This window comes from Streptomyces adelaidensis (assembly GCF_016598475.1).
Lineage (GTDB): Bacteria > Actinomycetota > Actinomycetes > Streptomycetales > Streptomycetaceae > Streptomyces > Streptomyces adelaidensis.
In genome coordinates, this window is the sequence record NZ_JAEMUX010000011.1 from 137,246 (window position 1) to 162,838 (window position 25,593).

A 25,593-nucleotide genomic window follows, 5' to 3' on the forward strand; every position below is an offset into this window, starting at 1 on the left:
GCGTGGCTGAGGGCCGTCCCGGACCATGACCGGCGAGGAACGGCCCTTCAGAGTCAGGGAGTTGGTGAGTCGGTTCAGCCGGCCGCCCGGAAGGTGCGCAGGCGCAGGGAGTTGCCGACGACGAAGACCGAGGAGAAGGCCATGGCCGCCCCGGCGATCATCGGGTTGAGCAGGCCGGCCGCCGCGAGCGGCAGGGCGGCCACGTTGTAGGCGAACGCCCAGAACAGGTTGGACCGGATGGTGCCGAGGGTCCGGCGGGCGAGGCGGATGGCGTCGGCCGCCGCGCGCAGATCACCCCGTACGAGGGTCAGGTCGCCGGCCTCGATCGCGGCGTCCGTGCCCGTGCCCATGGCGAGGCCCAGGTCGGCCCGGGCGAGCGCGGCCGCGTCGTTGACGCCGTCGCCGACCATCGCGACCGAACGGCCTTCTCCCTGCAGCCGCTTGACGACGTCGACCTTGTCCTGCGGCAACACCTCGGCGATCACGTCCTCGGGCGCGATACCGACCGCACGCGCCACGGACTCGGCCACCGCCCTGTTGTCGCCGGTCAGCAGGATCGGGGTGAGCCCGAGCGCCCGCAGCCGGGTGATCGCCTCCGCGCTGGTCTCCTTCACGGCGTCCGCGACTTCGAGAACCGCGCGTGCCTCGCCGTCCCAGGCGACCGCGATGGCCGTACGGCCGGACGCCTCGGCCCCGGAGACGGCCCGCCGTAGTTCCGCGGGCAGGGCCATGGCCCAGTCGGCCAGGAGCCGTTCGCGGCCCACGAGGACCGCGTGGCCGTCGACGACGCCCTGCACGCCGAGGCCGGGCACGTTCGCGAAGTCCTCCGGCACGGGCAGCGGCGTACCGAGCTTCGCCAGTGCCGCCTCGGCGACGGCACGGGCGACCGGGTGCTCGGAGGCGTGCTCCAACGCGCCCGCCAGGCACAGCACTTCGGCCTCGTCGGTGGTGTCGGCGGTGTGCACGGCCAGTAGGGTCATCCGGCCGGTGGTGACGGTGCCCGTCTTGTCGAGCACGACCGTGTCGACCCTGCGCGTGGACTCCAGCACCTCGGGGCCCTTGATCAGGATGCCGAGCTGGGCGCCGCGCCCGGTGCCGACCAGCAGCGCCGTCGGCGTGGCCAGCCCCAGGGCGCAGGGGCAGGCGATGATCAGTACGGCGACGGATGCGGTGAACGCGGCCGTCAGCCCGGCGCCGTTGCCGAGCCAGAAGCCCAGGGTGCCCAGGGCGAGGGCGATCACGATCGGCACGAAGACGGCGGAGATCCGGTCCGCGAGCCGCTGCGCCGCGGCCTTCCCGTTCTGCGCGTCCTCCACCAGCCTCGCCATCCGGGCCAGTTGGGTGTCCGCGCCGACCCGGGTGGCCTCGACAACGAGCCGGCCGCCCGCGTTGACCGTGGCACCGGTGACCGGGTCGCCGGCCCCGGCGTCCACAGGCGCGGACTCGCCGGTGAGCATGGAGGCGTCCACGGCGGACGAGCCCTCGACGACCGTCCCGTCGGTGGCGATCTTCTCGCCGGGCCGCACCAGGAAGCGGTCGCCGACTTTCAACTCGGCGACGGAAACGGTCCGTTCGCCTCCGTCGGACCCCAGCACGGTGACGTCCTTCGCGCCCAGCTCCAGCAGCGCACGCAGCGCCGCGCCCGCCTTCCGCTTGGCGCGCGCCTCGAAGTACCGCCCTGCCAGGATGAACGCGGTCACCCCGGCCGCCGCCTCCAGATAGATACTCCCGGAGCCGTCACCGCGGGCGATGGTCAGCTCGAAGGGGTGCGTCATGCCCGGCGTGCCCGCCGTCCCGAGGAACAGCGCCCACAGCGACCAGCCGAACGCCGCCGTCGTACCGACCGAGATCAGGGTGTCCATCGTCGCCGCGCCGTGCCGCGCGTTCGCCAGCGCCGCCTTGTGGAAGGGCCACCCGGCGTACGTCACCACGGGTGCCGCCAGCGTCAGGGACAGCCACTGCCAGTACTCGAACTGCAAGGCCGGGACCATGGCCATCGCGACCACGGGGACCGCGAGGACCACCGCCGTGATCAACCGCTGCCTGAGTGGCCGCAGCGCGTCGTCCGCCTCATCGCCCGCGTTCCCGTCCACGCCCCCGCCCCCGCCCTCGGAATCCGCCCGTACGGGCGGCGCGGGCTCGCGTGCCGTGTACCCCGTCGCCTCGACGGTGGCGATCAGATCGGGCACGGAGACGTCATCGGCGTAGCTGATCTTCGCCTTCTCGGTGGCGTAGTTGACCGTGGCCGTGACGCCCGCCATCCGGTTGAGCTTCTTCTCGACGCGAGCCGCGCAGGAAGCGCAGGTCATGCCGCCGATGGCGAGCTCTACCTCGGCGGCCGGGCCGGTGATGGTGGTGCTCATGGCTGCTCCTTGTACGTGGTGGCCGGCGATCGGAAGAGATACGGGGTAGGGGTACCCAAAGGCAACCGCCGCACTCCTGTCTGTATACCCCCCCAGGGTACGGAAGGCAAGGTACTCGCGGCGTTTGACTTTATACCCCCTGGGGGTAACGTGAGCTGTGTTGACACCCGGATCGCGAAGGAGACGGCAATGAACACCGGACTGAGGATCACCGCGTTCGCCGCCGCGCTGGCCGCGACGTTCGGCGCCACCTACGGCGTAGGGAAGGGCGTCGAGGCCGTGGGCGACGACGTGGCGGAGAGCGCCCCCGCGCGCCATGACAGCCACAGCGAGACGTCACCAGAACGCGAGCGGCGCCCCGAGCAGCAACCCGACGAGGGCGGCGGCCATGCGGGAGAACACGAATCGGCCCCGCCCGGTGGGCTGCAGATCTCCGAGGGCGGATACAGCCTCGACCTGCGGACCCCGAGCGTCGCCGCCGGGCACCGCACCGACCTGAGTTTCGTCATCCGCGACGAGGACGGCCGAGCCGTCACGGCGTACCAGCGCGAGCACGACAAGGAGCTCCACCTCATCGTCGCCTCACGCGACCTGGTCACCTACCGCCATCTGCACCCCACCCGCGCCGCCGACGGCACCTGGAGCACCCCCGTCGACCTGCCCCGGGCGGGCGGCTACCGCGTCTTCGCCGACTTCACCCCGGCCGGCCAGGACGCCGAGAACCTCACGCTCGGGGCCGACCTCGCCGCCTCGGGCACGTACAAGCCGGAGAAGCTCCCGGCGCCGAGCACCACCGCCGAGGTGAACGGCTACGAGGTCGAGCTGGACGGCGGCCTGCGGCCCGGCGCGGCGAGCGAAATCAAGCTGAAGGTCTCCCTCGACGGCAGTCCCGTCACCGACCTCCAGCCCTACCTCGGCGCCTACGGCCACCTGGTCGCCCTGCGCTCCGGCGACCTCGCCTACCTCCACGTGCATCCCAACGGCGAACCCGGGGACGGCACGACCCGGCCCGGCCCGGGCATCTCCTTCACGGCCACCGCACCCAGCGGCGGCAGCTACCGCCTCTTCCTCGACTTCAAGCACGAAGGAAGGATCCACACGGCGGCGTTCACGGTCCGGGCGGGCGCAGCGGCCGTACCGGAGGAGTCGGCCGAACCGGAGGAGCCGGAGGGCACATCGGCCGGCCACGAGCACTGAGGAGCCGGGACATGGGGCGCTCCGCTCCTGATTGGATGACCTCATGACCGACGCCCACGAGCAGCTGATGCGGGCCAACGAGGCCAACTGGGACGCCCGTACCCCCGTCCATCTCGCGAGCCGGTTCTACGGCCTCGACGAGGACCTCGAACCCTCCCGGTGGTTCGCCCCCTGGGAGTGGGAGGACCTCGGTGAACTGGCCGGCCAGGACGTGCTGCACCTCCAGTGCCACCTCGGCACCGAGACACTCGCCTTCGCACAGCGCGGGGCGCGCGCCACCGGCCTGGACTTCTCCGCGGCGTCCGTGGCCGCCGCGACCGGCATCGCGGCGAGGGCGGGCCTGGACGTCACGTACGTACGATCCGATGTGTACGACGCCGTGGAGGCCCTGGGGGAAGGGCGGTTCGACGTGGTCTACACGGGCAAGGGCGCCCTGTGCTACCTGCCCGACCTGAACCGCTGGGCCGCCGTGATCGCCCGGCTGCTGCGGCCCGGCGGCCGGCTGTGCATCGCCGAGTTCCACCCGCTCCTCAACTCCCTCGGCCCGAAGCCCGACCCCGGCGCGGGCCCCGGACTCCTCCTCCGCCACGACTACTTGGGCGGCCGGGGCCCGGTGCACCGCGACGCGACGTACACCTACACCGACGGCCCCGCCGTCGAGGGAGCCACCGACAGCTACGAGTGGATGCACGGCCTCGACGAGGTGATCAACGCCCTGGTCGGCGCCGGACTGAGCATCCGGCGACTGCGCGAGAGCGACGAACTCCCCTGGCCGCGCTGGCCCCGGATGACCCGCACCCCGTCCGGCTGGTGGCGCCTCCCGGAGCCCCGCATCCCCCTCCTGTTCGGCCTCCTCGCGACCCGCTGACTGCCGACGCGCTTCAGACGGCGTCGGCCATCACCACCGGCGGCCGGCGCTCGCCCACCAGCGTCGCCTGTTCGAAGGCGTGACCGGCCTTGAGGACCGACCAGTCCCGCCGGTGCGGGCCGACGATCTGCAGCCCGACGGGCAGGCCGTCCGGAGTGAACCCGGCCGGGACGGACAGGGCGGGGCAGCCGGTGACGGAGATCAGATACGCCGAGCGCATCCAGTCGAGGTAGGTCTCCATGGGGGTGCCGTCCACGACCGTCGGGTACGCCAGGCCGATGTCGAACGGCGCGACCTGGCTGACCGGCAGCAACAGCAGGTCGTACCGCTCGAAGAACTCACGGACCCGGTGGAAGAGGGCGCCGTGCAGCGCCTGTGCCCGCCCGAGGTCGGGTCCGCCGAGCCTGCGGCCCTCCTCGATGTTCCAGATCACGTCCGGGGCGAGCCGGTCGCGGTGCTCGTCCAGCAGCGGCCCGTAGGAGAGTTCCACCTGCCAGGCGCGCTGGGCGAGGAACACCTCGTCCGCCCCCGTGAGGTCGGGGCAGGCCTCCTCGACCTCGCAGCCCAGTGCGGAGAACACCTCGACCGCCGGGCGCAGCACGTCCCGTACCTCCGGGTCGACGGGCACGGTGCCGCCGAGATCGGGCGACCAGGCGACCCGCAACCCCCGTAGTCCGCCGTCGAGTTGCCAGGCGAAGGTGGAGCCGGGCGTCTGGAGGGAGCGGGGATCGCGGGGGTCGGGGCCGGCCAGGACGGACAGGGTCAGGGCGACGTCCGCGACGGTCCGGGCCATCGGCCCCTTCACCGACAGCTGACCCCACGGCGCCTTGTCCGGCCAGGACGGCACCCGGCCGGGCGACGGGCGCAGCCCCACGACGTTGTTGAAGGAGGCGGGGTTGCGCAGCGAGCCGCCGGTGTCGCTGCCGTCCGCGATGGGCTGCATCCCGCAGGCGAGGGCCGCTCCCGCGCCACCGCTGCTGCCGCCCGCGCTGCGGGAGAGGTCGTACGGGTTGCGGGTGGCCCCGAAGACAGGGTTCACGGTGTGTGAACCGAGGCCCAGTTCGGGGACGTTGGTCTTCCCGAGGGTGATCGCCCCCGCCTTCCGCAGCCGCTCGACGACCAGATGGTCACGGTCGGGGACCCGGTCGGCGAAGATCGGCGAGCCGGACGTCGTCCTGATGCCCGCCGTGTCGTGCAGATCCTTGTGCGCGACGGGCAGCCCGTGCAGCGGGCCGACCGGCTCCCCGGCCGCCATCCGGTCGTCCGCCTGCGCCGCCTGCTCCAGCGCCCGGTCGGCCACCAGGGTCACGATCGCGTTCACCACCGGATTGACCCGCTCGATCCGCTCCAGGTGGGCGGTCACCACCTCCCGCGCGGACACCTCACGGCGCGCGAGCGCGACAGCGAGTTCGTACGCGGTCCGAAAGCACAGGTCGTCCGTGGAGTTCACGTCGCCCGTCGGGTTCACGGGGTACTTCTCGGGGTGGTCGACAGTGGGGTTCACGAGGTGGGTCACGCCCCTCCCAGGGAGTCCTTGAGTTGTACGACGGCGAGCACTGCGAAGAGCACGAAGGAGCCGCCCAGCAGCAGGTTCGAGGTGATTCCGTTGCGCAGCCCAGGCTCCACGCCCCGGCGGTTGAGCAGCACCAGCAGTGCGCCGGAGAGCAGCGGCAGGATCAGCGAGCCGACGGCGGCGTAGGTGAGCACCAGGGGCACCGGCCGTCCCACGAAGGTGACGGCGACCGAGGTGAGCGTGCAGTAGAGCAGGAAGGCCCGGAACGGGCGGCTGTGCTGCGCGATGTGCGGCTCCGCCTCGGCGTCCGGGACGCCGCGCAGGGCCCGCAGCGAGTCGGCGAGCAGATAGCACAGGCCGTTGAAGCCGCCGACGAGCGCGCTCAGCGTCACCAGGAAGAACGTACCCAGGAACAGCACCCGGGCCACGGACCCCAGGTCGGCGCCGAGCGGATCGGCGAGCGCGGCGAGGCCTTCGCTGCCGGTGATGCTTCCGCCGGTGCCGTACAGCAGCCCCGTACCCACCACCGTCGTGCACACCACGAACAGGAACGTCACGGCGTAACTCACCGCAGAGTCCGCCCGCATGAGCCGCAGCCGGCTCCGGTCCGCCCAGCCCTTCTCCCGCACCCAGTAGCTGTACGAGGCGATCCCGGCCGTGCCGCCCACGCCGCCGATCAGCGCGAGCACCGTCACCACGTCACCCTCCGGCAGCCTCGGGCGCAGCGTGCCGAGCAGGCCGGGCAGATCGTCGGCGGTGGCGAGCATGGCCACCGCCAGGACGGCCATACCGAGGAATTTGGCGATCATGAAGACGCTCATCACGCGCTCGAACAGGGCGTACCGACCGACATACACGATCGCGGCCGACGCCAGCGCGATCGCCACGGCGACGGGCCTGACCGGCAGCACGGGGAACAGCGTGGACAGCGCCAGCGACGCCACCGAGCTGAGCGCCGCCCCGTAGAGCAGTCCGATGACGAGCACGAACAGGATGAACAGCGGCGGCAGCCAGCGGGCGGCGGACTTCAGGCTCGCGATCACGGTCTGCCCGGTGGCCAGATACAGCCGGCCCACCGCCTCGGTGAGCGCGTACTTGAGGACGACACCGATGACGATCGCCCACAGGAGGGCCATCCCGTAACCGGCCGCGCCCGCGAGCGACGTCACCATGTCGCCCGCGCCCACGCTCGCGGCGGCCAGCACCAGCCCGGGGCCCAGCAGAGCCAGTCGGCCGCGCAGGGGGCCGCCGGGCCGGGGCCGCGTCGCCGGAACGGTGGCCTCGGCGCCGGGGGCACGCGGGGGACTTCCAGGAGTCGCTGTCACGTCAACCATCTCCGTACATCGGGGAGTTACGGGAGTCATGGGTCCGTGCGGCTCGTGCGGGCCGAAGGAGGGGGTGGTGGTGAGGGGTGGCAGTGGGGGTGGCGGGGGACGGGTGGACACGACCGCACGGCGGGGAGACCATGCGGTTCCACTTCACGGCAGGCTGGGCCACGGCGACGGAAGCGAACAAGAATCCCTGCGGAGATGACGGAATCCGCCATACTCTGGGGCCGATGGACGCACCGCAGACCGGCCCCGTGACGGATTCACTGGACCGGCGCATCATCAGCGCGCTGCAGATCGACGGCCGGGCCGCCTGGCACCGCATCGCGGCGGCCCTCGGCGAGCCCGAACGCACCGTCGTCCGCCGGGGCACCCGTTTGCTGGAGTCCGGCCTGGTACGGATCGGGGCCATGGCGATGCGCGGCCGCAGCGTGGTGGTCGGCGTCCGCTGCGCCCCGGGCCGGGCGAGGGTCACCGCCACCGCACTGGCCCGCCGGCCCGACTGCGTCTTCGCCCACGTCCTCACCGGCACCCCGGACTGCGTCGCGGAACTGCGCTGCCCTCGCGAACGCCTGGCGGGCCTGGTGCTGGACGAACTCGCCGGTCTGCCGGGCGTGACGGAGACCCGTACTCTCCCGGTGCTGCGGCACGTCCGCACGATCCGCGAGTGGCACGCGGGCCTGCTCACCGATGCCGAGATCGCCGCGCTGAAGGGAGGCGCGGACCCCTCCGACACCGCGTCGCCGCAGGTGACAGATCCGCTGCCGCCCGCCGACATCTCACCCGAACTCTCCCGCGCCGACCGGCTGTTGCTGCATGCCCTCGCCGAGGACGGGCGCCGCACCTACGACGAACTCGCGCGCGTCGCGGGCGTCTCGGAGGCCACCGCGCGACGGCGCCTCGGCACCCTGCGGCGCGAGGGCAGGGTCCGCATCCGCGCCGTGATCGAACCCGCCGTGCTCGGCCTACCGGTGGAGGCGGTCCTGTGGGCCCGCACGTCCCCGGCCGAGGTGGACTCCGTGACGGCGGCCCTCACCGAGTCGGCCCACGTCCGCTACGCCAGCTTCGTCACCGGCGAACGCCAGCTCCTGATCCTCACCGCGTTCCCCGACGAAACGGCCCTCCATGACTTCGTCACCCGCTCCCCCTGGCTGCGCGCGGTGGCGTCGCTGGACGTCTCCCTCGTCCTCACCACCCTGAAACGCGGCGGCATGCTCGCCCCTTGGCTACGGGACTGACGCGACTCAGACCCTGCCCTCCGACCGCAGGTCTCAGGCGACGACGACCCGCACCCCGGCCTCCTCGAACAGCCGTACCGTCTCCGCCGGCGCCGCCGCGTCCGTGACCAGGATGCCCACCGACCCGGCCGCGCAGATCCGCGCGAAGGCCCGCCGCCCCAGCTTGCTGGAGTCCGCCGCGACGACGACCCGCTCGGCGCGCTCGCAGAGCAGCCGGTTGACGGCCGCCTCCGCCTCGTCGTGCGCCGCCGCGCCGTGGACCACGTCGAAGGCGACCACGCCGAGCACGGCCACGTCCAGGGTGATCTGGCCGAGCACTCCGTCGGCGAGCGGACCGACGAGTTCGTACGACTGGGCGCGGGCCACCCCACCCGTCACCACGATCTTGAACTGGGGCCGGACGGCCAGCTCACTCGCGATGTTCAGCGCGTTCGTGACGACGGTCAGCGCGGGCGCCCCCGACGTCAGATCGCTCCGCACGGCCAGTGCCCGCGCCACCTCGGTGGTGGTCGTGCCGCCGGTCAGGCCCACCGCCTCGCCGGGCGCGACGAGATCCGCCACCGCCTTCGCGATGCGCTGCTTCTCGGTGGCGCGCCGGGCCGTCTTGTAGCGCAGGGGCAGCTCGTACGAGACACCGTGCACGACCGCCCCGCCCCGCGTGCGCAGGAGCATCTGCTGCTCGGCGAGCTGGTCGAAGTCGCGCCGGATCGTCGCGGGGGACACGGCCAGCTCGGCGGCCACCTCCTCGACGTCCAGCCGCCCCCGCTCGACGAGGAGTTCGAGCAGCGTCTGCCAGCGGGCATCGCGGGACATCCGCGGCCTCCCATACGAGCGATCTTTCCGAGCGGGATCTTTCCGAGCGTGATCTTCGCGCGACCCTAGCGCAGATGGAGCATTTCAACCCCTCGGGATGCTTGAAGATGCTCGAAAGTTGCATCTATTGTGCAGAAACAAGCATCAGTCCGTGATTCCTGGGGAGGGGTTACCGCATGACCCATGCCGAGGACGAGCTGAACAGCCAGCCCGAGTGCTGGACCCGCGCGGCCGCCGAGGCGGTGACCCACGCGAAGGCCCTGCCGGGGCCGGGGGAGCGGGTGGCGCTCGTCGGCTGCGGGACGTCGTACTTCATGGCGCAGGCCGTCGCCGCGCTGCGAGAGCGGGCCGGCCAGGGCGAGTCCGACGCCTTCGCGGCGTCGGAGTTCCCCCATGGCCGCGCCTACGACCGTGTCGTCGCCCTCACCCGCTCCGGCACCACCACCGAAGTACTCGAACTGCTGGGCGCACTCCGCGGGCGTACGCGTACGACGGCGATCACCGCGGATCCGGACACCCCCGTGATGGCCGCCGCGGACGACGTGGTCGTACTGGACTTCGCCGACGAGAAGTCCGTCGTCCAGACCCGCTTCGCGACCACCGCCCTGACCCTCCTGCGCGCCCGTCTCGGCCTGCACACGGACGCGGCGGTCACCGACGCGCGCACCGCGCTGGCGACGCCGCTGCCCCAAGGGCTCGTCGGCAGCGCCCAGTTCACCTTCCTCGGCCGGGGCTGGACCGTGGGTCTCGCGAACGAGGCCGCGCTGAAGATGCGCGAGGCGGCGCTCGCGTGGAGCGAGGCGTACCCGGCAATGGAGTACCGGCACGGCCCGATCAGCGTCACCACCCGGGGCACGGCGACCTGGATGCTCGGCGAGGCGCCCCAAGGGCTGGCCGAACAGGTGCGGGAGACCGGCGGCCTGTGGGTGGCCGGCGGGCTCGACCCGCTCGCCGAACTCGTCGGCGCCCAACGGCTCGCCGTCGCCGTGGCCGCCGCCCGCGGACTCGACCCCGACCGGCCGCGCCACCTCACGCGCTCGGTGATCCTCGACTCCGACGACCGCTGAAACAGGAGGAGTCGTGCCGCTCACCACGACCGGTGAACTGATCGCGAAGGCCACCGCCGCGCACTCCGCGGTGGCCGCGTTCAACATCATCACCCTGGAGCACATCGAGGCGGTCGTCGCGGGCGCCGAGTCCGTGGCCGCGCCGGTCGTCCTCCAGGTCAGCGAGAACGCCGTCAAGTTCCATGACGGGGACCTGTTCCCGCTGGCCCGCGCCGCGACCGCCGCCGCCGAACGGGCCGCCGTGCCCGTCGCGCTCCACCTCGACCACGTCCAGAGCGACGACCTGCTGCGCCGGGCGGCCGACGCCGGGTTCAGCTCGGTGATGTACGACGCGTCGCGCCTGCCCTACCTGGACAACCTCGCCGCCACGTACGCCGCCGTCGAATGGGCGCACGGTCACGGGCTCTGGATCGAGGCCGAGCTGGGCCGGGTGGGTGGGAAGGACGCGGGGGCGGGGGGCGCGCCGGGTGCGGGGCAGGGGGCTCCACTCGACGCGCACGCCCCCGGCGCCCGTACCGACCCCGACGAGGCGCGGGCCTTCGTGGCCGATTCAGGGGTGGACGCGCTCGCCGTCGCCATCGGCAGCTCGCACGCGATGACCACCCGTACCGCCGCCCTCGACCACGCCCTCCTGAAACGCCTGGCCGCCGCCCTGGACGTCCCGCTCGTCCTGCACGGCTCCTCCGGCGTCCCGGACGGCGAACTGCGGACGGCCGTCGCGGGCGGCATCGCCAAGGTCAACATCGGCACCGCGCTCAACATCGCCCTCACCGGCGCGATCCGGGAGTACCTGACCGCCCGCCCCGATGCCGTGGACCCGCGCGAGTACCTCACGGCGGGCCGGGCGGCGATGGCGGAAACGGTGGCCCGGCTCATCCGGGTCCTGCGCACGGAGGAGCCTGCGGGAGGGCCCGCGGAGGAGGACCCGGCAGGGGCCGTTCCGCCCACGTAACAGCCCGTACACGTCCGTCCCGCGTGGGAATGTGACCGCTTCGCGATGCGACGGGCCCGGGGCCGGGGCCTGAGTGTGACGGCCGTCACTGATACTTTCCCGTCATGCGGGAGACGGAGATCCACCTCGGTGAGCCGCCCGTCGTCGCGCTCATCGGTGTCGGCGTGCACGGCGTCGCCGGGCGCACGGACGTGTTCCGGCTGCCGGAGCTGTGGCAGCTGCACCTCTACCAGTACGAGGCCGAACTGACCGTCGACGGCACGGCCCACGCCATCCGCCCCGGCCGGGTCAGCCTCGTACCGCCCGGCACCACGGTCCGCTACCGCTACCGGGGCCGCTCCGAACACCTCTTCGCCCACCTGCGCATCGCCCCGGCCGGACCGCCCCGCACGGTTCCTGTCGTACAGGACGCGGGCCCCGAACTCCTCACGCTCACCGACCTGTTGCTCCAGGCGGTGGCCGCCGCCCCGAGCGAGGCCGACCGTACCCGAGCCGAGATCTGGACCGCCCTGTGGCGCGTCGCCCACCTCACCCCGTCCGCCGTGACGGACTCCGGCCCGCACCCGGCGGTCACCACCGCCATCGCCCACATCGAGGCCCACCTCGCCGCCCCGCTCACCATCCCGGACGTGGCCCGCGCGGCCGGTGTCTCCCACAACCACCTGACCCGGCTGTTCCGCGCCGAGACGGGCGGCACGGTCGTGGCCTACATCCGCCACCGAAGACTCGAACGCGCCCACCACCTGCTCCGCGCCACCACCCTCTCCATCCCCGCCGTGGCCGCCTCCGTGGGCATCCCCGACCTCCAGGCCTTCAACAAGGCCTGCCGCCGAGAACTGGGCGCCTCACCGAGAGCCCTGCGCGGGACCGGTGCCTGAGTCCTGCGGTGCCTGAGCCCGGGGCCTACGAATCCCGCCTGACCGCCTTCAACACCACGAACTTGGCGTCGCTCGCGACGAGTTCGCTGTTCCCGAAGATCCGCCGCAACTGCACGTGATAGCCCAGATGCCGATTCCCGACCACCCACAGCTCACCACCCGGCCGCAGCGCGCGCCGTGCCCCGGCGAACATCCGCCGGGCCGTGGCATCGGTCGTCGCCTGGTGGGAGTGGAACGGCGGGTTGTTCAGGACGAGGTCCACACTCTCCGGCCCGAACCCCTCCAGCCCGTCGCCCACCAGGAACTCGGCCTTGCCTTCGGCGTCCGGCAGGTTCGCCCCGTACGTGGCCTCCGCCGAAGCCACCGCCTGGTACGACTCGTCGACGAACACCACCTCGGCGCCCGGATCGGCCACTGCGACCGCCGTACCGACCACGCCGTTGCCGCACCCCAGATCCACGACCCGCCCCGGGCCCTGCTCGCGCGGCAGATGCCGCAGGAAGAACCGGGTGCCGACGTCGAGCCGGTCGGCGCAGAACACACCCGCGTGATTGACGACGGGACGCCCGGCCAACAGGCCTACGTCGTCCGGCAGTTCATACCTGTACGGCCACGGATCGTTCCCTCGCGCCCGCGCGGTCCGCCCGTCCGGTTTGCAGAGGATCAGCCGCGCCTTCTGCTGGGCGAGGGAGGTACGGGTCGGGCCGAGGATCCGCTCGAAGAGCCGAAGCGTCGAGGTGTGGATCTCCTTGACCATGCCGGTGCCGACGACGACCGTCCCCTCGTGCACTGCGGGGGCGAGCCGGTGCAGCTGGTCCTCCAGGAGCGCGAGGCTCTTGGGGACCCGGACGACGAGCACGTCGACCCGGTCCGGGGGCGTGTCCCGCGTGGTGAGCAGCCGTACGGAGTCCGCCTCGACGCCGTTGCGCTCCAGGTTCGCCCGCGTCGCCTCCCGGCTCAGGAACGAGTCGGTGATCTGGGTCGGCCGGTGCCCGGCGAGCGCCGTGGTCAGCGCGCCCCAGCGGTCACCGACGACCACCACCGTCCCGTCCAACGGCGTCCCGCTCTCAGTGAGATGGCGCAGCAGATACGCGTCCGACGCGTCCCAGGCGCGCAGCCGGTCACGAGGGTCCTCGGGGAAGCGGGCCAGGGCGTATTCGCCCCAGGGCGCGGTCATACGGTCGCTCATCGTGTGCCCAGGCTAACCGAGCCCCAGCTCACGCCCGCTCGCCGGGCTTCGTCGGCCTTCGCCGGCTTGCTCCGAGCGGCGATGCGTGAGGATGGACCCCATGAACGCCACGGACGCCACGGACGCCGAGCTGTTCCCCCGGGGCCGTACGGAGATCGCGCCGGGCGCGGTCCATGTCCCGGGCTGGCTGGACGCGGAACATCAGCGCCGGCTCCTGGCGGCCTGCCGTGCCTGGGCCCGGCCGCCCGCCGGACTGCGCACGGTCCGCACCCCGGGCGGCGGCACTATGACCGCCCGGCAGGTCTGCCTCGGCTGGCACTGGTATCCGTACGGGTACGCCCGCACGGTCGTCGACGGTGACGGCGCGCCCGTGAAGCCGTTCCCGGAACGGCTCGGCGAGCTGGGCCGGCGCGCGGTCGAGGACGCCCTCGGAGGGGTGGAGGCGACGGCCGCGTACGACATCGCCCTGATCAACTTCTACGACGCCGACGCCCGTATGGGCATGCACCGGGACAGTGACGAGAAGTCGGACGCGCCGGTGGTGTCGCTGAGCCTCGGTGACACCTGTGTCTTCCGTTTCGGCAACACGGGGACGAGGGCCCGGCCGTACACGGACGTGGAGCTGCGCAGCGGTGATCTCTTCGTGTTCGGCGGGGCGTCCCGGCAGGCGTACCACGGGGTGCCCCGGGTCTACGAGGGGACGGCACCGCCCGGGCTGGGGCTGACCGGACGGCTGAACATCACCCTGCGGGCCAGCGGCTTCGGTGCCGGCTGAGGCTCACCGGGCGGGGCCCGCCGCCGTGCGGATCATGGGAGACTCGCCCTCATGGACGGGAAGGCGGCCCCCAAGGCGGCGGGCGAAGGGACGACGACGCGGACGCGGCTGGACCGGGGGAGGGGCGCGCTCGGTCCGGCACTCGAACTCGTGCACACCGGACGGGCACCGACCCGGGCCGTGCTCACCGCCGAGCTGGGAGTCACCCGAGCCACGGCGGGTGCCGTCGCCGCCGAGCTGGAGGCGCTGGGGCTGATCCGGGTCGACGCGCACCCGGGAGCGGCCGCCGGTTCGCAGGGCCGGCCCTCGCACCGCCTCGAAGTCGCCGAGGACGGGCCCGTCGCCCTCGCCGCCCAGGTGCACGCCGACGGCTGGCGGGCCGCGCTGGTCGGGCTCGGCGGACGGATCGTCGCCACCGCCCCCGGCTGCGAGACCGTGGACGCCGACCCGGCGAAGGTGCTCGGCTCGGTCGTCGACGCGGGCGGCGAACTGCTCCGGGAGACCGGCCGGCGGTGTGTGGGCGCGGGGCTCGCCGTACCGTCCGCGGTCGCCGAACCGGCGGGGCTGGCGCTCAACCCGCTGCACCTGGCCTGGCCCGCCGGGGCGCCGGTCCGGGAGATCTTCGCCGACCAGGTCCGTGCGGCAGGCATCCAAGGGCCCGCGTTCGCGGCCAACGACGTGAACCTCGCCGCCCTCGCCGAACACCGGCACGGCGCCGGACGCGGCTCCCGCGACCTGCTGTGCGTGGCCACCGGGCACCGGGGCGTCGGCGGTGCGCTGGTCCTCGACGGCCGTCTGCACACCGGGAGTTCGGGCCTCGCCCTGGAAGTCGGGCACCTCACCGTCAACCCCGAGGGCCGCCCCTGCCACTGCGGCAGCCGAGGGTGCCTCGACGTCGAGGCGGATCCCCGGGCCTTCCTCGACGCGGCGGGCCGAGACCCCGGCCCCGAGATCTCACTGCTGCACCAGGCCAACGACCTGATCCGCACCCAGTACGCCGACCCGGGCGTCCGCGCGGCCACCGAGGCCCTCATCGACCGCCTCGGCCTCGGCCTCGCGGGCCTGGTCAACATCCTCAACCCCGACCGCATCATCCTCGGCGGCATGCACCGCCACCTCCTCGACGCCGACCCCGACCGGTTGCGCGCCGTCGTCGCCGACCGCAGCCTGTGGGGCCGGGAGACCGGGGTCGCCCCGATCCTGGCCTGCACCCTGGACCACAACAGCCTGGTGGGCGCCGCCGAGTTGGCGTGGCAGCCGGTGCTCGACGACCCGCTGGGAGCACTGGCCTGAGACCCCGCTGTTCAGGGCGCCTTCAGGGTGCCCCGCAGCATGATCGTCCGGGACACCACGAAGGTCACCGGAATCGCCGCGCCGGACGCCAGCAGCGGGGCGAACCGGTTCCCGGCATGCAGCACGTCCACGATCACATACACACCCGCCGTCGTGATCAGGAAGTTCGTGGCATTGGTCAGCGGGAACAGCAGGAATTTGCGCCAGGTCGGGCGCGTCCGATAGGTGAATCGCGCGTTCAGGAAAAACGAACCCGTCATGCTCACGGTGAACGCCAGAACATGGGCGGCGAGATATGGCAGCCAATCGAGGAACAACAGGTAAAGGCCGTAATAGATCAGGGTGTTGACGACACCGACCAGGGCGAAGGCGAGGATCTGGCCCGATATCCGACGCTCCGGTGCCGGACGGAATCCCTCCGAGGACGTCTCCGTACGCGGTGCCGTGTACATCAGCGAATGAGGTCCTTGGTCGTGCTGCACGCCGCGCGGCCTTCCGTCTGCTCCACGTTGGTCGCCTTCACCAGGAAGTGCGGGCGCCCCTTCACCTCGTAGTAGATCCGCCCGGTGTACTCCCCGATCACCCCGAGCATGATCATCTGAACACCGGCGAGGGCGGTGACCGCCGTCACGATGGTGACATATTCCCGGCGTCTCCACGCCGTTGACGAGTGCGGCACCCACGATCCACGCCGTGTAGAGCCCCGCGCACACCAGCAGACACAGACCGAGGTGGAGGGCCGCGCGCAGCGGCCGGTTGTTGAAGGAGAGGAGCCCGTCGAGCCCGTAGTTGAGCAGAGATCGGAAGCTCCAGGAGCTGCGGCCGTGTTCACGTACGGCGTTCTCGTACTCGAAGGTGGTGCCGGGGAAGCCGACCCAGGCGAAGAGGCCCTTGGAGAAGCGGTTGTACTCGGTGAGATCCAGGACCGCGTCCACCACCCGGCGGGACAGCAACCGGAAGTCGCCGACGCCGTCGACGAGTTCCACATCGACGACGCGGTTCACCAGCCGGTAGTACAGGCGGGCGGTGGCGGTGCGCAGGAAGCGGTCGCCGGTCCTGGTGCGCCGGGCGATGACCTGGTCGTGGCCCTGTTCGCGCAGCGCGACCATGTGGCCGATCAGCTCCGGCGGGTGCTGGAGGTCGGCGTCCATGACGATCACCGCGTCCCCCGAGGCGTGCCGCAGCCCCGCGAGCAGCGCCGCCTCCTTGCCGAAGTTGCGGCTGAAGGAGACGTACCGCACGCGTGCGTCGAGCTCGGCCAGCTGCTTCAGGGCGGCGAGGGTGCGGTCGCGGCTGCCGTCGTCGACGTAGACGAACTCCATGTCGTGGCCGAGCGGAAGCAGTTCCTCCGCGACCTTCTGGATCTCTTCGTGGAAGCGTGCGACGACGGCTTCCTCGTTGTAGCAGGGTGCGACGATCGAGATGAGCATGGTTCTCCCCCAGGGGCGCTGGTCTAGCGAGCAGTGGTCATGCGCTCGCGTGCGGTCGGGTCGTCGGGCGTGGGTCGAAGGGTGGTCGGGGAGGCGGGGGCGGGTCCCGCCCCGGCCCGTCGGCGGCGGATCGCGCCCGTCACGCCGATCAGGAGCGTCGCGGTGAGCGAGACGGCCCCGACCGCCGTGCCAAGGCGCAGTCCTGGCGGGTGGAACGTGCAGGTCACGCTGCTCGCGGAGCCGTAGAGGGGTACGGCGATCAGCCCGTAGTGGTCCTTGGCCGGTACGGCGGGGGCGTTGTCGGCGGCACAGCGCCAGCCGGAGATCCGGGGCGCCGCGACGACCGCGATGCCCGTGCTGCCGACGGGGAGTTCCGCCCGGACGGTCCCGTCGGACACGCGCACGCTCGTCGCGCCGGTGGTTTTGAGTCCCTCGACGGCGCCGCGCAGCCGGGCGGTGTCCAGACACCCCACCGCGCCGTCCGGGACGAGGCTCGTCCGGTCCGGCGACAGGTCGATCCGGAACCGTCCGGAGGCCGGGACCATGCCCAGCCGCTGCATCGAGGCGATCTTGGTGACGGGCTGGTCGGACCGGAACCGCCCGGTCAGGGCCCCGGCCGATCCGTCGGTGGAGGCGGAACCTCCGGCGAGCCGCGCGGTGCCCGAGAGGTGCGGCGCCCACAGGTACAACTCGGACCCGGCCGGGCAGCTGCCCGTGATGGTCGGCTTCCGCGCGGCGTTCACATGGGGCAGGGGGCCCACGCGCACACCCGGCCGCCCGTCGTCGCTCGGCGACGGCGGCTTCCCGGTCGCGGTGCGCACGGTGAGCCGGGGCACGGTGTACACCGGCGAGCCCAGCAGGAGTTCCTGGTTGCGGTAGGGCGACGGCCCGAAGTCGGAGAGGTCCGTACCACCGTCGGCGTCGGAGAGGCCCGCACCGTCGGCGGCCGGGCCGGCGGTCGGCCGTACCGTCACCAGCGGCGGCACGTCCTGCCTGGTCACGGTTGTCCGGCCGCCGGCCTGCGGGAACCAGTTCTGATGCGGGTCCGGCGGGGAGTGCACCCGGGCGCCCACGGAGAAGATCGCGTCCGTGACGGCGTTGTCCAGACTCTGCACGTTCCGCCCGCGCGAGGTCCAGCCGCCCCCGAGCGCGGTGAGCGTGCGGCTGAGGACGTCGGAGGTGAGGCTGCTGTAGTACTGGGCACCCTGGCCGCCCACGAGCAGCGGATCGTTGCCGACGGTCTGCTCCCGGCCCGGGTCGGTCCGGTACCGAGGCCAGCCGTCGGCCCCGGCGATCGCCTCCGCCTGCTCCCGCTGCCGCGCGCCCCAGGGCGCGTAGTCGTCCAGGTGCCCGAGCCGCAGCCGCGTGTCGGCGGCGGCGGTGACGGCGGTCTCGCCGAACTGCGTACACACGAGCAGGGCCACGGCGAGGACGGCCAACGGCCTGCCGCCCCGCTGGCCGCCACGCTTCCCGAGCCCGAGCAGGGCCAGCCCGGCGAGCGCGCCGACAGCGGCGACCAGGGCGAGCGGGATGCTGAAGTACCGAATCGTCCGCTCGCTGCCGCTCGCCAGGGCGATCACCAGCGCGAGCAGCGCACCCGCCGCGCCCAGCGCACGCGGCCCGGGAACGCCGTACGACAGCGTGTGCCAGGCGGCGATCACCAGCAGCGCGCAGAGCACGAAGGCCTGGCGGTACGAGCTGCCCTGCGGAGTGGCGAAGGCGTGCCAGAGCAGATGGGTCGGCCCCCACTGCATCGTCAGGACCACGGCCACCACCAGCAGCGTCCACCCGGCGCGCACCCGCCCGGGGACCGCCCGATGGAAGGGCAGCGCGAGCGCGAGCAGCAGGGCCGTGGTGCCCACGAACACCGCCGGCGTCCCGAAGCTGTACGTCCCTGGCAGCAGCCGGGCCAGCAGGTCCTCGGCCGGAACGGGCGTGAACCGCCGGACCCGGCCCGGATGGGCGTGCCGGGTGCCGAAGTACACGACCGCCACCAGCGGCGCGGCCAGCCCCATACCGAGGACGACGGTCACGGCGGCGCGGCCCGCCGCCCGCAGCCGCTGCCGGCGCGTGAAGTCGCCGAGCCACAGCCGGAGCAGCAGCACCAGAGCGGCGGCGAGGGTCGTCATGTACGCCGTGTAGAAGTTGGCGATCCAGGCGAGCGCCACGACCACCACCCCGAGCACCGGCCGCCGTCCACGCGTCGCCCACTCGCCGACCAGGCACAGCAGCGGCAGCGCGACCAGCCCGTCGAGCCACATCGGGTTGTACAGGGAGTCCGCCAGGGCCCAGCCGCACAGGGCGTACGAGGAACCCAGCAGCCCCGCCGCCCACGAGCGGCCGGGCCGCAGCCGGAGCAGCAGCCAGGCCATGGCGGCAGCGGCCGACGCCGCCTTCACCAGGGTGATCACATACACCGCGAGGTCGATCCCGTCCCTCGGGAACACCACGACGAGCAGGGCGAACGGGCTGCTGAGATACGTGCCGAGGTCGGGCAGGAAGCCGGCACCGAACCCGGACCGCCAGTTGACGAGCAGCCCGCCGTCGGCCCTGCCGTGCAGCAGATCCCACAGGTGCGCGTGGAACGGCACGTACTGGTTGCCCAGGTCGTTGACGTCCCGGGTGCGCGGCCCGAAGGGGTAGCTGCGGGCGACGACGTCGGCGGCGCACAGCACGGCGACGGTGAACGCGGCGGCGAGCAGCGCGGCGAGCAAAGCGGCTTTTCCCCGCGGCCCGGTGGCCGCGACGGAACGCTCGGCAATCCACTTCATTCTCGACGGCCCCCCGAATTTGGGATGCCAGGCATCTCGCGGTGCCCGGCATCTCGTCCGGGGTCGTCATTCCCCGCACATCAACGATTCGCCGAATTAGAGGCCCGGCGATCGACGAAGGTTGTGCCGCCGGAGGAAAGTGAAAGTAATTATTCCGAATGGGGCGGGATATGGAGAACGGGCAATTGCCATTGCGGAGATGGGAGTTGTCTTCAAAGTGATCGGAAGGTTAACCCGGCTCTGGAGGTCATCCCTCGGACGACCGGTCGGCCTCCGCCGTGAGACTCCACAGCGCCGCCACCTGGGGCCGCCGCAGATCGGCCCGCCGCACGCACAGCCCGATCGGGAACGGCTCCGGTGGTGTGCCGGTGGTGATCGCCGCGAGTCGGTCGCGCACGGCGCTGTGGTCGAGCACCAGCCGGGGGACCACGCCGGTGCCGCAGCCCAGCGCGACGAGGGTCAGCAGCGCCTCGTGGCCCTCCGGTTCGGCGGCGAGTTCGGGCCGGCTGTCGTGGGCGCGGAACCAGCGGTCGGCGGCGTCGCGGACCAGGCCGCGGTGGGGGAGCACGAAGGGGCCGTCGAGGCCGGGGTCCGGGCGGTCGCGGGCGGTGACGAACACCAGGTCCGTCGTCGCCACCGTCCGGCCTGCCAGCGACTCCGGCAGCCGCGTCGGGATGCCCGCGACCGCCACGTCCACCTCGCCCTCGTCCAGCCGGGCCAGCGCGGCGGCCGCGTCACCGGTGCGCAGATCCAGGCGGACCTGCGGGTGGGCCCGGCGGAAGGGCGCCAGCAGTCGGGGCAGCAGAGCCTGACACGCCGTCACCGTCGCGAACACCGCGAGTCGCCCGGTGAGTTCGGCCGGGTCGGGATGCTCCTCGCGGTACGCGCGCCACAACTCCAGTGCCTCGGTGGCGTATTCGCGGAAGCGGTGCCCCTCGGCCGTCAGCGAGACACCCCTCGGCCCACGGTCGAGGAGCCGGTGCCCGAGGTCGGACTCCAGCCGCTGCACGGTACGCGTCAGGGTCGCCGGGCTGACATGGCAGTCCAGGCTGGTCCGGCCGAAGTTCAGAGTCCGCGCCAGATGGAGGAACAGCCGAAGCTCACGACGGTCGTCCCGCATCCACGCTCACCTGTGTCTTTCATATGGTGCAACACTCCGCTGCAAAGGTTGCGCTTGCCGCAACACTCGCCCGGACCCTACAACTCCACCATGACCACCTCCACCGTCTTCGCCCTCGAAACCATGGCGGTGCCCGGCGGCACCGAGACCGTCCTGCGCGGCGGACGCCACCTCTTCCCGCTGCTGTCGGGGGCCCTCAAGGGGGTGCGCCGCATCGGTGTCATCGGCTGGGGACCGCAGGGCCGGGCCCAGGCCCGCAACCTGCGCGACTCCCTCGCCGCAACCGACATCACCGTCGCCGTCGGCCTGCGCCCCGGCTCCGCCTCGGCCGCCGACGCCCGCACCCACGGCTTCACCGAGGCGGACGGCACCCTTGGCGACTGGCTCGCCGTCACCGCCGACAGCGACCTCGTCATCCTCCTGATCGCCGACGCGGCACTCGCCGCCCACCACCAGGAGATCTTCGCCGCCCTGAAGCCCGGCGCCACCATCGGCCTCTCCCACGGCTTCCTCCTCGGCCACCTCCACGAGACCGGCGGCGACTTCCCGCCAGGACACGGAGTCATCGCCGTCTGCCCCAAGGGCATGGGCGACTCGGTCCGCCGCCTCTACGAGCAGGGCGCGGAGATCAACGGCGCCGGGATCAACAGCAGTTACGCGGTCCGTGCCGACCCCGACGGCCACGCCACCGACCGAGCCCTCGCCTGGTCGGTCGCGCTCGGCTCCCCGTACACCTTCCGCACCACCCTGGAGAGCGAGTACCTCTCCGACATCGTCGGCGAGCGCGCCATCCTGCTCGGCGCCGTCCACGGCATCGTCGAGAGCCTGTACACCCGCCGCCGTCTCGCCGGGGACGACGAGGTGACCGCGTACGAGCGCTCCTGCGAGAACATCACCGGCCCCCTCGCCCGCACCATCTCCCAGGCCGGGCTCCGCTCGGTGCGCGAGGGCCTCGATACGGCCGGCCGGGACATCTTCGACCGCGCGTACACGGCCACGTACGGGCCCGCCCGCGAGATCGTCGCGGAGATCTACGACGAGGTGGCCGACGGCACCGAGTTGCGCAGTGTGATCCTGGCCGAACGACGCCTCGGCGCCCGCCCGATGAGCGGGATCGGGGGCTCACTCATGTGGTCCGTGAGCGACCGCGTGCGCGCCCGCCGCAGCGAACGGGAGCTGCCCGTCGACCCGTTCACCGCCGGGGTCCTCGTCGCCACCATGACCGCCCAGATCGACGAGTTCGCCGAGCGCGGCCACCCCTGGTCGGAGATCGTCAACGAGTCCGTCATCGAGGCCGTCGACTCCCTGCTGCCCTACATGCACGCCCGCGACGTGGCGTACATGGTCGACAACTGCTCCCGCACGGCCCGCCTCGGAGCCCGCCGCTGGGGCCCCCGCTTCCAGGCCGCCTACGAACAGATCGCCTATCCGGCCGTCGAACGACCCGCCGATCAGGACCTGTTGGCGGCCTTCGACGCCCACCCGGTCCACGAGGCGCTCGCCGCGGCGGCGAAGCTCCGCCCGCCCGTGGACATCTCCGTGGCGTGACGCCTACGCGGCGACCCGGCGGCGGGGTCCGGCCACCAGCTCCCCACCGCAGTTGGGGCAGACCTGGCCCATGGCCTCACCACAGGGCACACAGAAGGTGCACTCGTACGAGCAGATACGGGCCGGGCCGTCGGCGGGCAGGGCGGCCGTCTCGCAGTCATCCCCCATCCTCGGTGCGTCGGCGGTCACCACTGCCGGCCCCGGGGCAGCCGCTCGCGTTCCGGCGTGTTCATGTACAGCACCTGGAAGACCTCGCCCTCGGCCTTCGGCACGTCGTGGTCCCAGAGTGAGAAGTGCACCAGCTCCCAGCGGTCCGGGTCGAGCACGGCCGCCGCGCACACCGCCCCGTCGAGCGAGGCCAGCCGCCCCGCCTCATCCACCGCCTCCGCCGCGACGTCGGCGAGCCGTACCCCCTCCGGCACACTCCACCGGCGGCGCACGGCAATCCTCGGCACGGCACCGGCGGAGCCGCCCTCCTCGTGGGCCAGTCCCGTCCAGTGCCGCACGCGGGGGCGCCCGAAGTCGTCGGACAGGCCCTGGAATCCGGGGCCCCAGAGGAAGGAGTTCATGCCCGCCGGTGTGTTCCAGAGGTAGAACGGGGCGTACTGATTGACCGGCGACCCGCCGACCCCGCGCTCCCGCATGAGGTACGCCTTCAGCCCGAGCCCGGGAAAGTCGTCCAGCAGGGGGCCCTTGCCGGTCGCGCGGGCGCGGATGACGTCCATGTCGTAATCGGCGGGCAGGGTGATCTCGTACTGCATGGCGTGCATCGAATGGCTCCGCAGGGGTGTAGGGCCGCTGGGTGGTCTATCAGGTGGTCTATCAGGTGGTCTGTCGGGCGGTCCGTCGTCCGGGCCGGAGCAGGGCGAGCAGGCCCCGGGCGCCCGCGTCGAAGGCCGCCGGCGATCCCGACGCGCGGGCCAGTACGTAACCGCCTTGCACGGTCGCCACGATCGTCGCGGCGATCTCCTCCGCGTCCAGCTCCGGCGCGAACTGCCCCTTCTCCTTGCCCTCTTCGACGAGCCCGGCGAGGCGTTCACGCAGCCAGTCGATGGTCTCGTCCACCGGCGCGCGCAGCTCGTCGCTCGCGATCACGTCCGGGTCCATCGTGAGCCGCCCGACGGGACAGCCGCGCAGCACGTCCCGCTCGCGCCGCAGATACGCCTCGACGCGCTCGTGGGGGGAGCCCGGCCCGTCGAGTACTTTCTCGGCGGTAGCCCGCAGCTCCTCGGCCGTCCGCCGGATCGCCGCCAGGGCGAGGTCCGGTTTCCCCTTGAAGTGGTGGTACATGCTGCCCTGCCCGGCCCCCGACCGCTCCAGGATGGCCTTGGGGCTGGTGCCCACATAGCCGCGCTCCCACAGCAGCTCACGGGTGGACTCGATCAGACGCTCCGGGGTGCTCATGCCCTCACTGTACATACTAGTAGTTACAGAAAACGAGAGTCCGGGAGCCCGAGAGTCCGGGAGCCCAAGACCTTGGGAAGCAGACCCCGGCGCCCGCCGTACTCCGGAGGAGGTACGCCCGCTGCCGCTGACCGTACGACGACCCGAACCCCCTCCCGGCGAGAGCCTCAAGTCATCTCGGAAAAACGCGACCTAGGAGATGAGTTCGAGATGCAGACCCTCGCGAACTGGGACGGTGGCCCCGGACCCTGGATCCTCGTCCTCCCGCTGATCTGGGCGGCGGTCGTCGTCGGCGCCGTCACCCTGCTGCGCCGCACCGTCTGGCGCGGCCGCCCGGGCCCGTGGCGCGCGGCGGACGGCTCACGCCCGTACGGCGGCCCCCGGCCCTCCGGCGACTCCCCGATCGCGCTGCTCGGCCGCCGTTTCGCCGCCGGCGAGATCGACGAGGACGAGTACTGGCGGAGGCTGTCCGTCCTGGACGAGCAGTTCGGTCCGGCCTCCAAGGGCGGTACGGCATGACCACCCCGCCCCGTCCAGGGCCCGTACCGCCGTGTCGCCGGAGCCGTACACCATCCAGGCCGCGCGGGTGATGACGTAGTCGCCCGTGAGTTCCGACCGGCCGCAGACGGCTCGGACGGTAATCTCCTTCTGCCCGTCGGCGAAGGTGAGTTCGGCCTGGTCGCCGGGCTTCAGGCCCTGCTTGTCGGCCTCGTTGCCGGTGACGGCGATGCCGTCGGTGCCGAGGCCGTCGAGCGAGCCCCGTACGTCGCCGAGGTCGAAGAGGGCGCCGAGTGCGGCGGGGTTCGCGACGGTCAACGTCCCCTTCCCATCGCCAACGCTGACGCTCGCCCTCCATGAGCGCACCCGCGAGCTGGGCCTGCTCCGTCGGGCCGTCGGACAGACCCGGTCCCGACTGCGGGCCATGCTGCGGGCCATGGTCCCCCGGGAATCGGTCCTGGTCGCCGCGTTCGGCACGGCGGGCGGCCTCGCCCTCGGCGCCTTCCTCGGCTGTGGATCCTCGTCAAGGCCTCCGACGGTGAGAGCGACAGCGTCTTCGCCTTGGCGATGCCACTGCCGCACCTCACGGTCGTGGGCCTCGTGGGCCTCGTGGGCTTCGTGGGCCTCGTGGGCCTCGCCGCCGGAGCCCTGCCAGGGCTCCGGCGGCGAGGCGGGCGGCACGCCTGGACATCCCGCGCGCCGTCGCCACCGAGTGAGCCACCGACCGACGTACGACGACGAGAGGGTGGTCACCGCCCGGTCAGCCTGCGACGGCCGACCGGGCGGGAGCGTGTTCGGACCTGCGCCCACGCGCGGCGGGCCTGCGTCCGGCGTCGTACGTCTGTCCGGTGTCAGGCAGTTGCCCGACGTCGTACGGCGAGATCTTCGGCACCGCGGCCGAGGACGCCGGCAGGGTGAACCACACGATCTTCCCCGACTCGCCGTGCGGCCGCACACCCCAGCTCTCGCTCACCGCGGCGACCATCGCGAGACCCCGGCCGCAGGTGGCGAAGGCCTCCGCGTCCTGGACGACCGGGAGACGGGGGTCGTTGTCGTGCACCGAGACCGTGAGCCGGCCGAGGAGCAACTCCATCTCCACGGTGCACATCTTGTCCGGCTCCGCGTGCCGGTGGACGTTGGACAGCAGCTCGGTCACGCCGAGTGCGGCCCGGTCTATCAAGGGATCCAGATGCCAGTAGCGCAATTGCGCAGATACGATTCTGCGGACCTGGCCGATCCGCGACGGCAGGGCTTGGAGCTCCACCGTGCAGTGCCTGCTTTGCTGGCTGATCACGGCTGCGACTCCCCGAAATTGAGTCCGGAAGAAGATCGGAGTACGGATCCAGCG

The 25,593-nt window shown here is 72.4% G+C and carries 22 protein-coding genes and 2 pseudogenes; 11 read left to right on the top strand and 13 right to left on the bottom strand.

What is annotated here, in order from left to right; translation table 11 throughout:
• Positions 1 to 74: 74 nt before the first annotated feature.
• Positions 75 to 2,363, bottom strand: coding sequence for a heavy metal translocating P-type ATPase (locus tag I8N67_RS09160; protein ID WP_200302097.1), 2,289 nt, complete (start codon positions 2,361 to 2,363; stop codon positions 75 to 77).
• Between the two features lie 189 nt (positions 2,364 to 2,552).
• Here I8N67_RS09160 and I8N67_RS09165 point away from each other — a divergent pair, with 189 nt between their 5' ends.
• On the top strand, positions 2,553 to 3,560 hold the full coding sequence (locus I8N67_RS09165; RefSeq protein ID WP_200302098.1) for a DUF8832 domain-containing protein: 1,008 nt from the start codon (positions 2,553 to 2,555) through the stop codon (positions 3,558 to 3,560).
• A gap of 43 nt (positions 3,561 to 3,603) precedes the next feature.
• Positions 3,604 to 4,428 carry a class I SAM-dependent methyltransferase gene (locus tag I8N67_RS09170; protein ID WP_200302099.1) on the top strand — a complete coding sequence of 275 codons (825 nt, stop codon included), beginning with the start codon at positions 3,604 to 3,606 and terminating at the stop codon, positions 4,426 to 4,428.
• Between the two features lie 13 nt (positions 4,429 to 4,441).
• Here I8N67_RS09170 and I8N67_RS09175 read toward each other — a convergent pair whose 3' ends face one another.
• Positions 4,442 to 5,944, bottom strand: a complete 1,503-nt coding sequence (locus I8N67_RS09175) for an amidase (RefSeq protein ID WP_200302100.1) — start codon at positions 5,942 to 5,944, stop codon at positions 4,442 to 4,444.
• Entirely contained in the window at positions 5,941 to 7,275 is a 1,335-nt protein-coding gene (locus I8N67_RS09180; protein WP_200302101.1) for an Nramp family divalent metal transporter, read from the bottom strand. Before I8N67_RS09180 ends, I8N67_RS09175 begins: the two co-directional genes overlap by 4 nt.
• Positions 7,276 to 7,499: 224 nt before the next feature.
• On the opposite strand from I8N67_RS09180, the gene I8N67_RS09185 reads away from it, so the two are divergent.
• Positions 7,500 to 8,507, top strand: coding sequence for an Lrp/AsnC family transcriptional regulator (locus I8N67_RS09185; RefSeq protein WP_200302102.1), 1,008 nt, complete (start codon positions 7,500 to 7,502; stop codon positions 8,505 to 8,507).
• Positions 8,508 to 8,540: 33 nt separating this feature from the next.
• On the opposite strand, the gene I8N67_RS09190 is transcribed toward I8N67_RS09185, so the two are convergent.
• The gene (locus I8N67_RS09190; protein WP_200302103.1) at positions 8,541 to 9,320 is read right to left on the bottom strand and encodes a DeoR/GlpR family DNA-binding transcription regulator; all 780 of its coding nucleotides are present in this window, start codon (positions 9,318 to 9,320) and stop codon (positions 8,541 to 8,543) included.
• Between the two features lie 176 nt (positions 9,321 to 9,496).
• On the opposite strand from I8N67_RS09190, the gene I8N67_RS09195 reads away from it, so the two are divergent.
• From I8N67_RS09195 to I8N67_RS09205, 3 genes are all read left to right on the top strand, one after another.
• Complete coding sequence (locus I8N67_RS09195; protein WP_200302104.1) at positions 9,497 to 10,387, top strand: SIS domain-containing protein; 891 nt, start codon at positions 9,497 to 9,499, stop codon at positions 10,385 to 10,387.
• A 13-nt stretch (positions 10,388 to 10,400) separates the two neighbouring features.
• Positions 10,401 to 11,339: a class II fructose-bisphosphate aldolase gene (locus I8N67_RS09200; RefSeq protein WP_200302105.1), complete on the top strand. Its 939-nt coding sequence runs from the start codon at positions 10,401 to 10,403 to the stop codon at positions 11,337 to 11,339.
• Between the two features lie 104 nt (positions 11,340 to 11,443).
• The gene (locus I8N67_RS09205; protein ID WP_200302106.1) at positions 11,444 to 12,217 is read left to right on the top strand and encodes an AraC family transcriptional regulator; all 774 of its coding nucleotides are present in this window, start codon (positions 11,444 to 11,446) and stop codon (positions 12,215 to 12,217) included.
• A gap of 25 nt (positions 12,218 to 12,242) precedes the next feature.
• Here the strand turns inward: I8N67_RS09205 and I8N67_RS09210 are convergent, their stop codons facing one another.
• Entirely contained in the window at positions 12,243 to 13,406 is a 1,164-nt protein-coding gene (locus I8N67_RS09210; protein ID WP_200302107.1) for a methyltransferase, read from the bottom strand.
• A gap of 100 nt (positions 13,407 to 13,506) precedes the next feature.
• Between I8N67_RS09210 and I8N67_RS09215 the strand changes: the two genes are divergently transcribed.
• Both I8N67_RS09215 and I8N67_RS09220 read left to right on the top strand, forming a co-directional pair.
• Positions 13,507 to 14,181: an alpha-ketoglutarate-dependent dioxygenase AlkB family protein gene (locus I8N67_RS09215; protein ID WP_200302108.1), complete on the top strand. Its 675-nt coding sequence runs from the start codon at positions 13,507 to 13,509 to the stop codon at positions 14,179 to 14,181.
• A gap of 51 nt (positions 14,182 to 14,232) precedes the next feature.
• Positions 14,233 to 15,474 carry an ROK family protein gene (locus I8N67_RS09220; protein ID WP_200302109.1) on the top strand — a complete coding sequence of 414 codons (1,242 nt, stop codon included), beginning with the start codon at positions 14,233 to 14,235 and terminating at the stop codon, positions 15,472 to 15,474.
• An 11-nt stretch (positions 15,475 to 15,485) separates the two neighbouring features.
• Here I8N67_RS09220 and I8N67_RS09225 read toward each other — a convergent pair whose 3' ends face one another.
• The 4 genes and pseudogenes from I8N67_RS09225 to ilvY all read right to left on the bottom strand — a co-directional run bounded on the left by I8N67_RS09225 (position 15,486) and on the right by ilvY (position 20,795).
• A complete protein-coding gene (locus I8N67_RS09225) occupies positions 15,486 to 15,926 on the bottom strand; it encodes a GtrA family protein (protein WP_200302110.1) in 441 nt (146 codons plus the stop codon).
• Positions 15,926 to 16,904, bottom strand: a pseudogene (locus I8N67_RS09230) (glycosyltransferase family 2 protein). Before I8N67_RS09230 ends, I8N67_RS09225 begins: the two are co-directional and overlap by 1 nt.
• Positions 16,905 to 16,927: 23 nt before the next feature.
• Positions 16,928 to 19,675, bottom strand: a complete 2,748-nt coding sequence (locus tag I8N67_RS09235; RefSeq protein ID WP_200302111.1) for a YfhO family protein — start codon at positions 19,673 to 19,675, stop codon at positions 16,928 to 16,930.
• 247 nt (positions 19,676 to 19,922) lie between these two features.
• Positions 19,923 to 20,795: an HTH-type transcriptional activator IlvY gene (ilvY, locus tag I8N67_RS09240; protein ID WP_200302112.1), complete on the bottom strand. Its 873-nt coding sequence runs from the start codon at positions 20,793 to 20,795 to the stop codon at positions 19,923 to 19,925.
• 90 nt (positions 20,796 to 20,885) lie between these two features.
• Here ilvY and I8N67_RS09245 point away from each other — a divergent pair, with 90 nt between their 5' ends.
• Positions 20,886 to 22,343 (top strand): ketol-acid reductoisomerase, encoded by a 1,458-nt coding sequence (locus I8N67_RS09245; RefSeq protein ID WP_200302113.1) that lies wholly within the window; start codon positions 20,886 to 20,888, stop codon positions 22,341 to 22,343.
• A gap of 3 nt (positions 22,344 to 22,346) precedes the next feature.
• On the opposite strand, the gene I8N67_RS09250 is transcribed toward I8N67_RS09245, so the two are convergent.
• The 3 genes from I8N67_RS09250 to I8N67_RS09260 are packed head-to-tail and all read right to left on the bottom strand — an operon-like array spanning position 22,347 to position 23,762.
• The gene (locus I8N67_RS09250; RefSeq protein ID WP_200302114.1) at positions 22,347 to 22,511 is read right to left on the bottom strand and encodes a DUF1272 domain-containing protein; all 165 of its coding nucleotides are present in this window, start codon (positions 22,509 to 22,511) and stop codon (positions 22,347 to 22,349) included.
• Between the two features lie 17 nt (positions 22,512 to 22,528).
• Positions 22,529 to 23,113 carry a DUF4865 family protein gene (locus I8N67_RS09255; RefSeq protein WP_200302115.1) on the bottom strand — a complete coding sequence of 195 codons (585 nt, stop codon included), beginning with the start codon at positions 23,111 to 23,113 and terminating at the stop codon, positions 22,529 to 22,531.
• A 52-nt stretch (positions 23,114 to 23,165) separates the two neighbouring features.
• Positions 23,166 to 23,762: a TetR/AcrR family transcriptional regulator gene (locus I8N67_RS09260; protein WP_200302116.1), complete on the bottom strand. Its 597-nt coding sequence runs from the start codon at positions 23,760 to 23,762 to the stop codon at positions 23,166 to 23,168.
• A gap of 195 nt (positions 23,763 to 23,957) precedes the next feature.
• Between I8N67_RS09260 and I8N67_RS42425 the strand changes: the two genes are divergently transcribed.
• Positions 23,958 to 24,266, top strand: a complete 309-nt coding sequence (locus tag I8N67_RS42425) for an SHOCT domain-containing protein (RefSeq protein ID WP_234045340.1) — start codon at positions 23,958 to 23,960, stop codon at positions 24,264 to 24,266.
• 316 nt (positions 24,267 to 24,582) lie between these two features.
• Positions 24,583 to 24,961, top strand: a pseudogene (locus I8N67_RS42430) (FtsX-like permease family protein); the annotation flags it as partial.
• A 44-nt stretch (positions 24,962 to 25,005) separates the two neighbouring features.
• Here I8N67_RS42430 and I8N67_RS09270 read toward each other — a convergent pair.
• Entirely contained in the window at positions 25,006 to 25,539 is a 534-nt protein-coding gene (locus I8N67_RS09270) for an ATP-binding protein (RefSeq protein ID WP_200302117.1), read from the bottom strand.
• Positions 25,540 to 25,593: the final 54 nt, after the last annotated feature.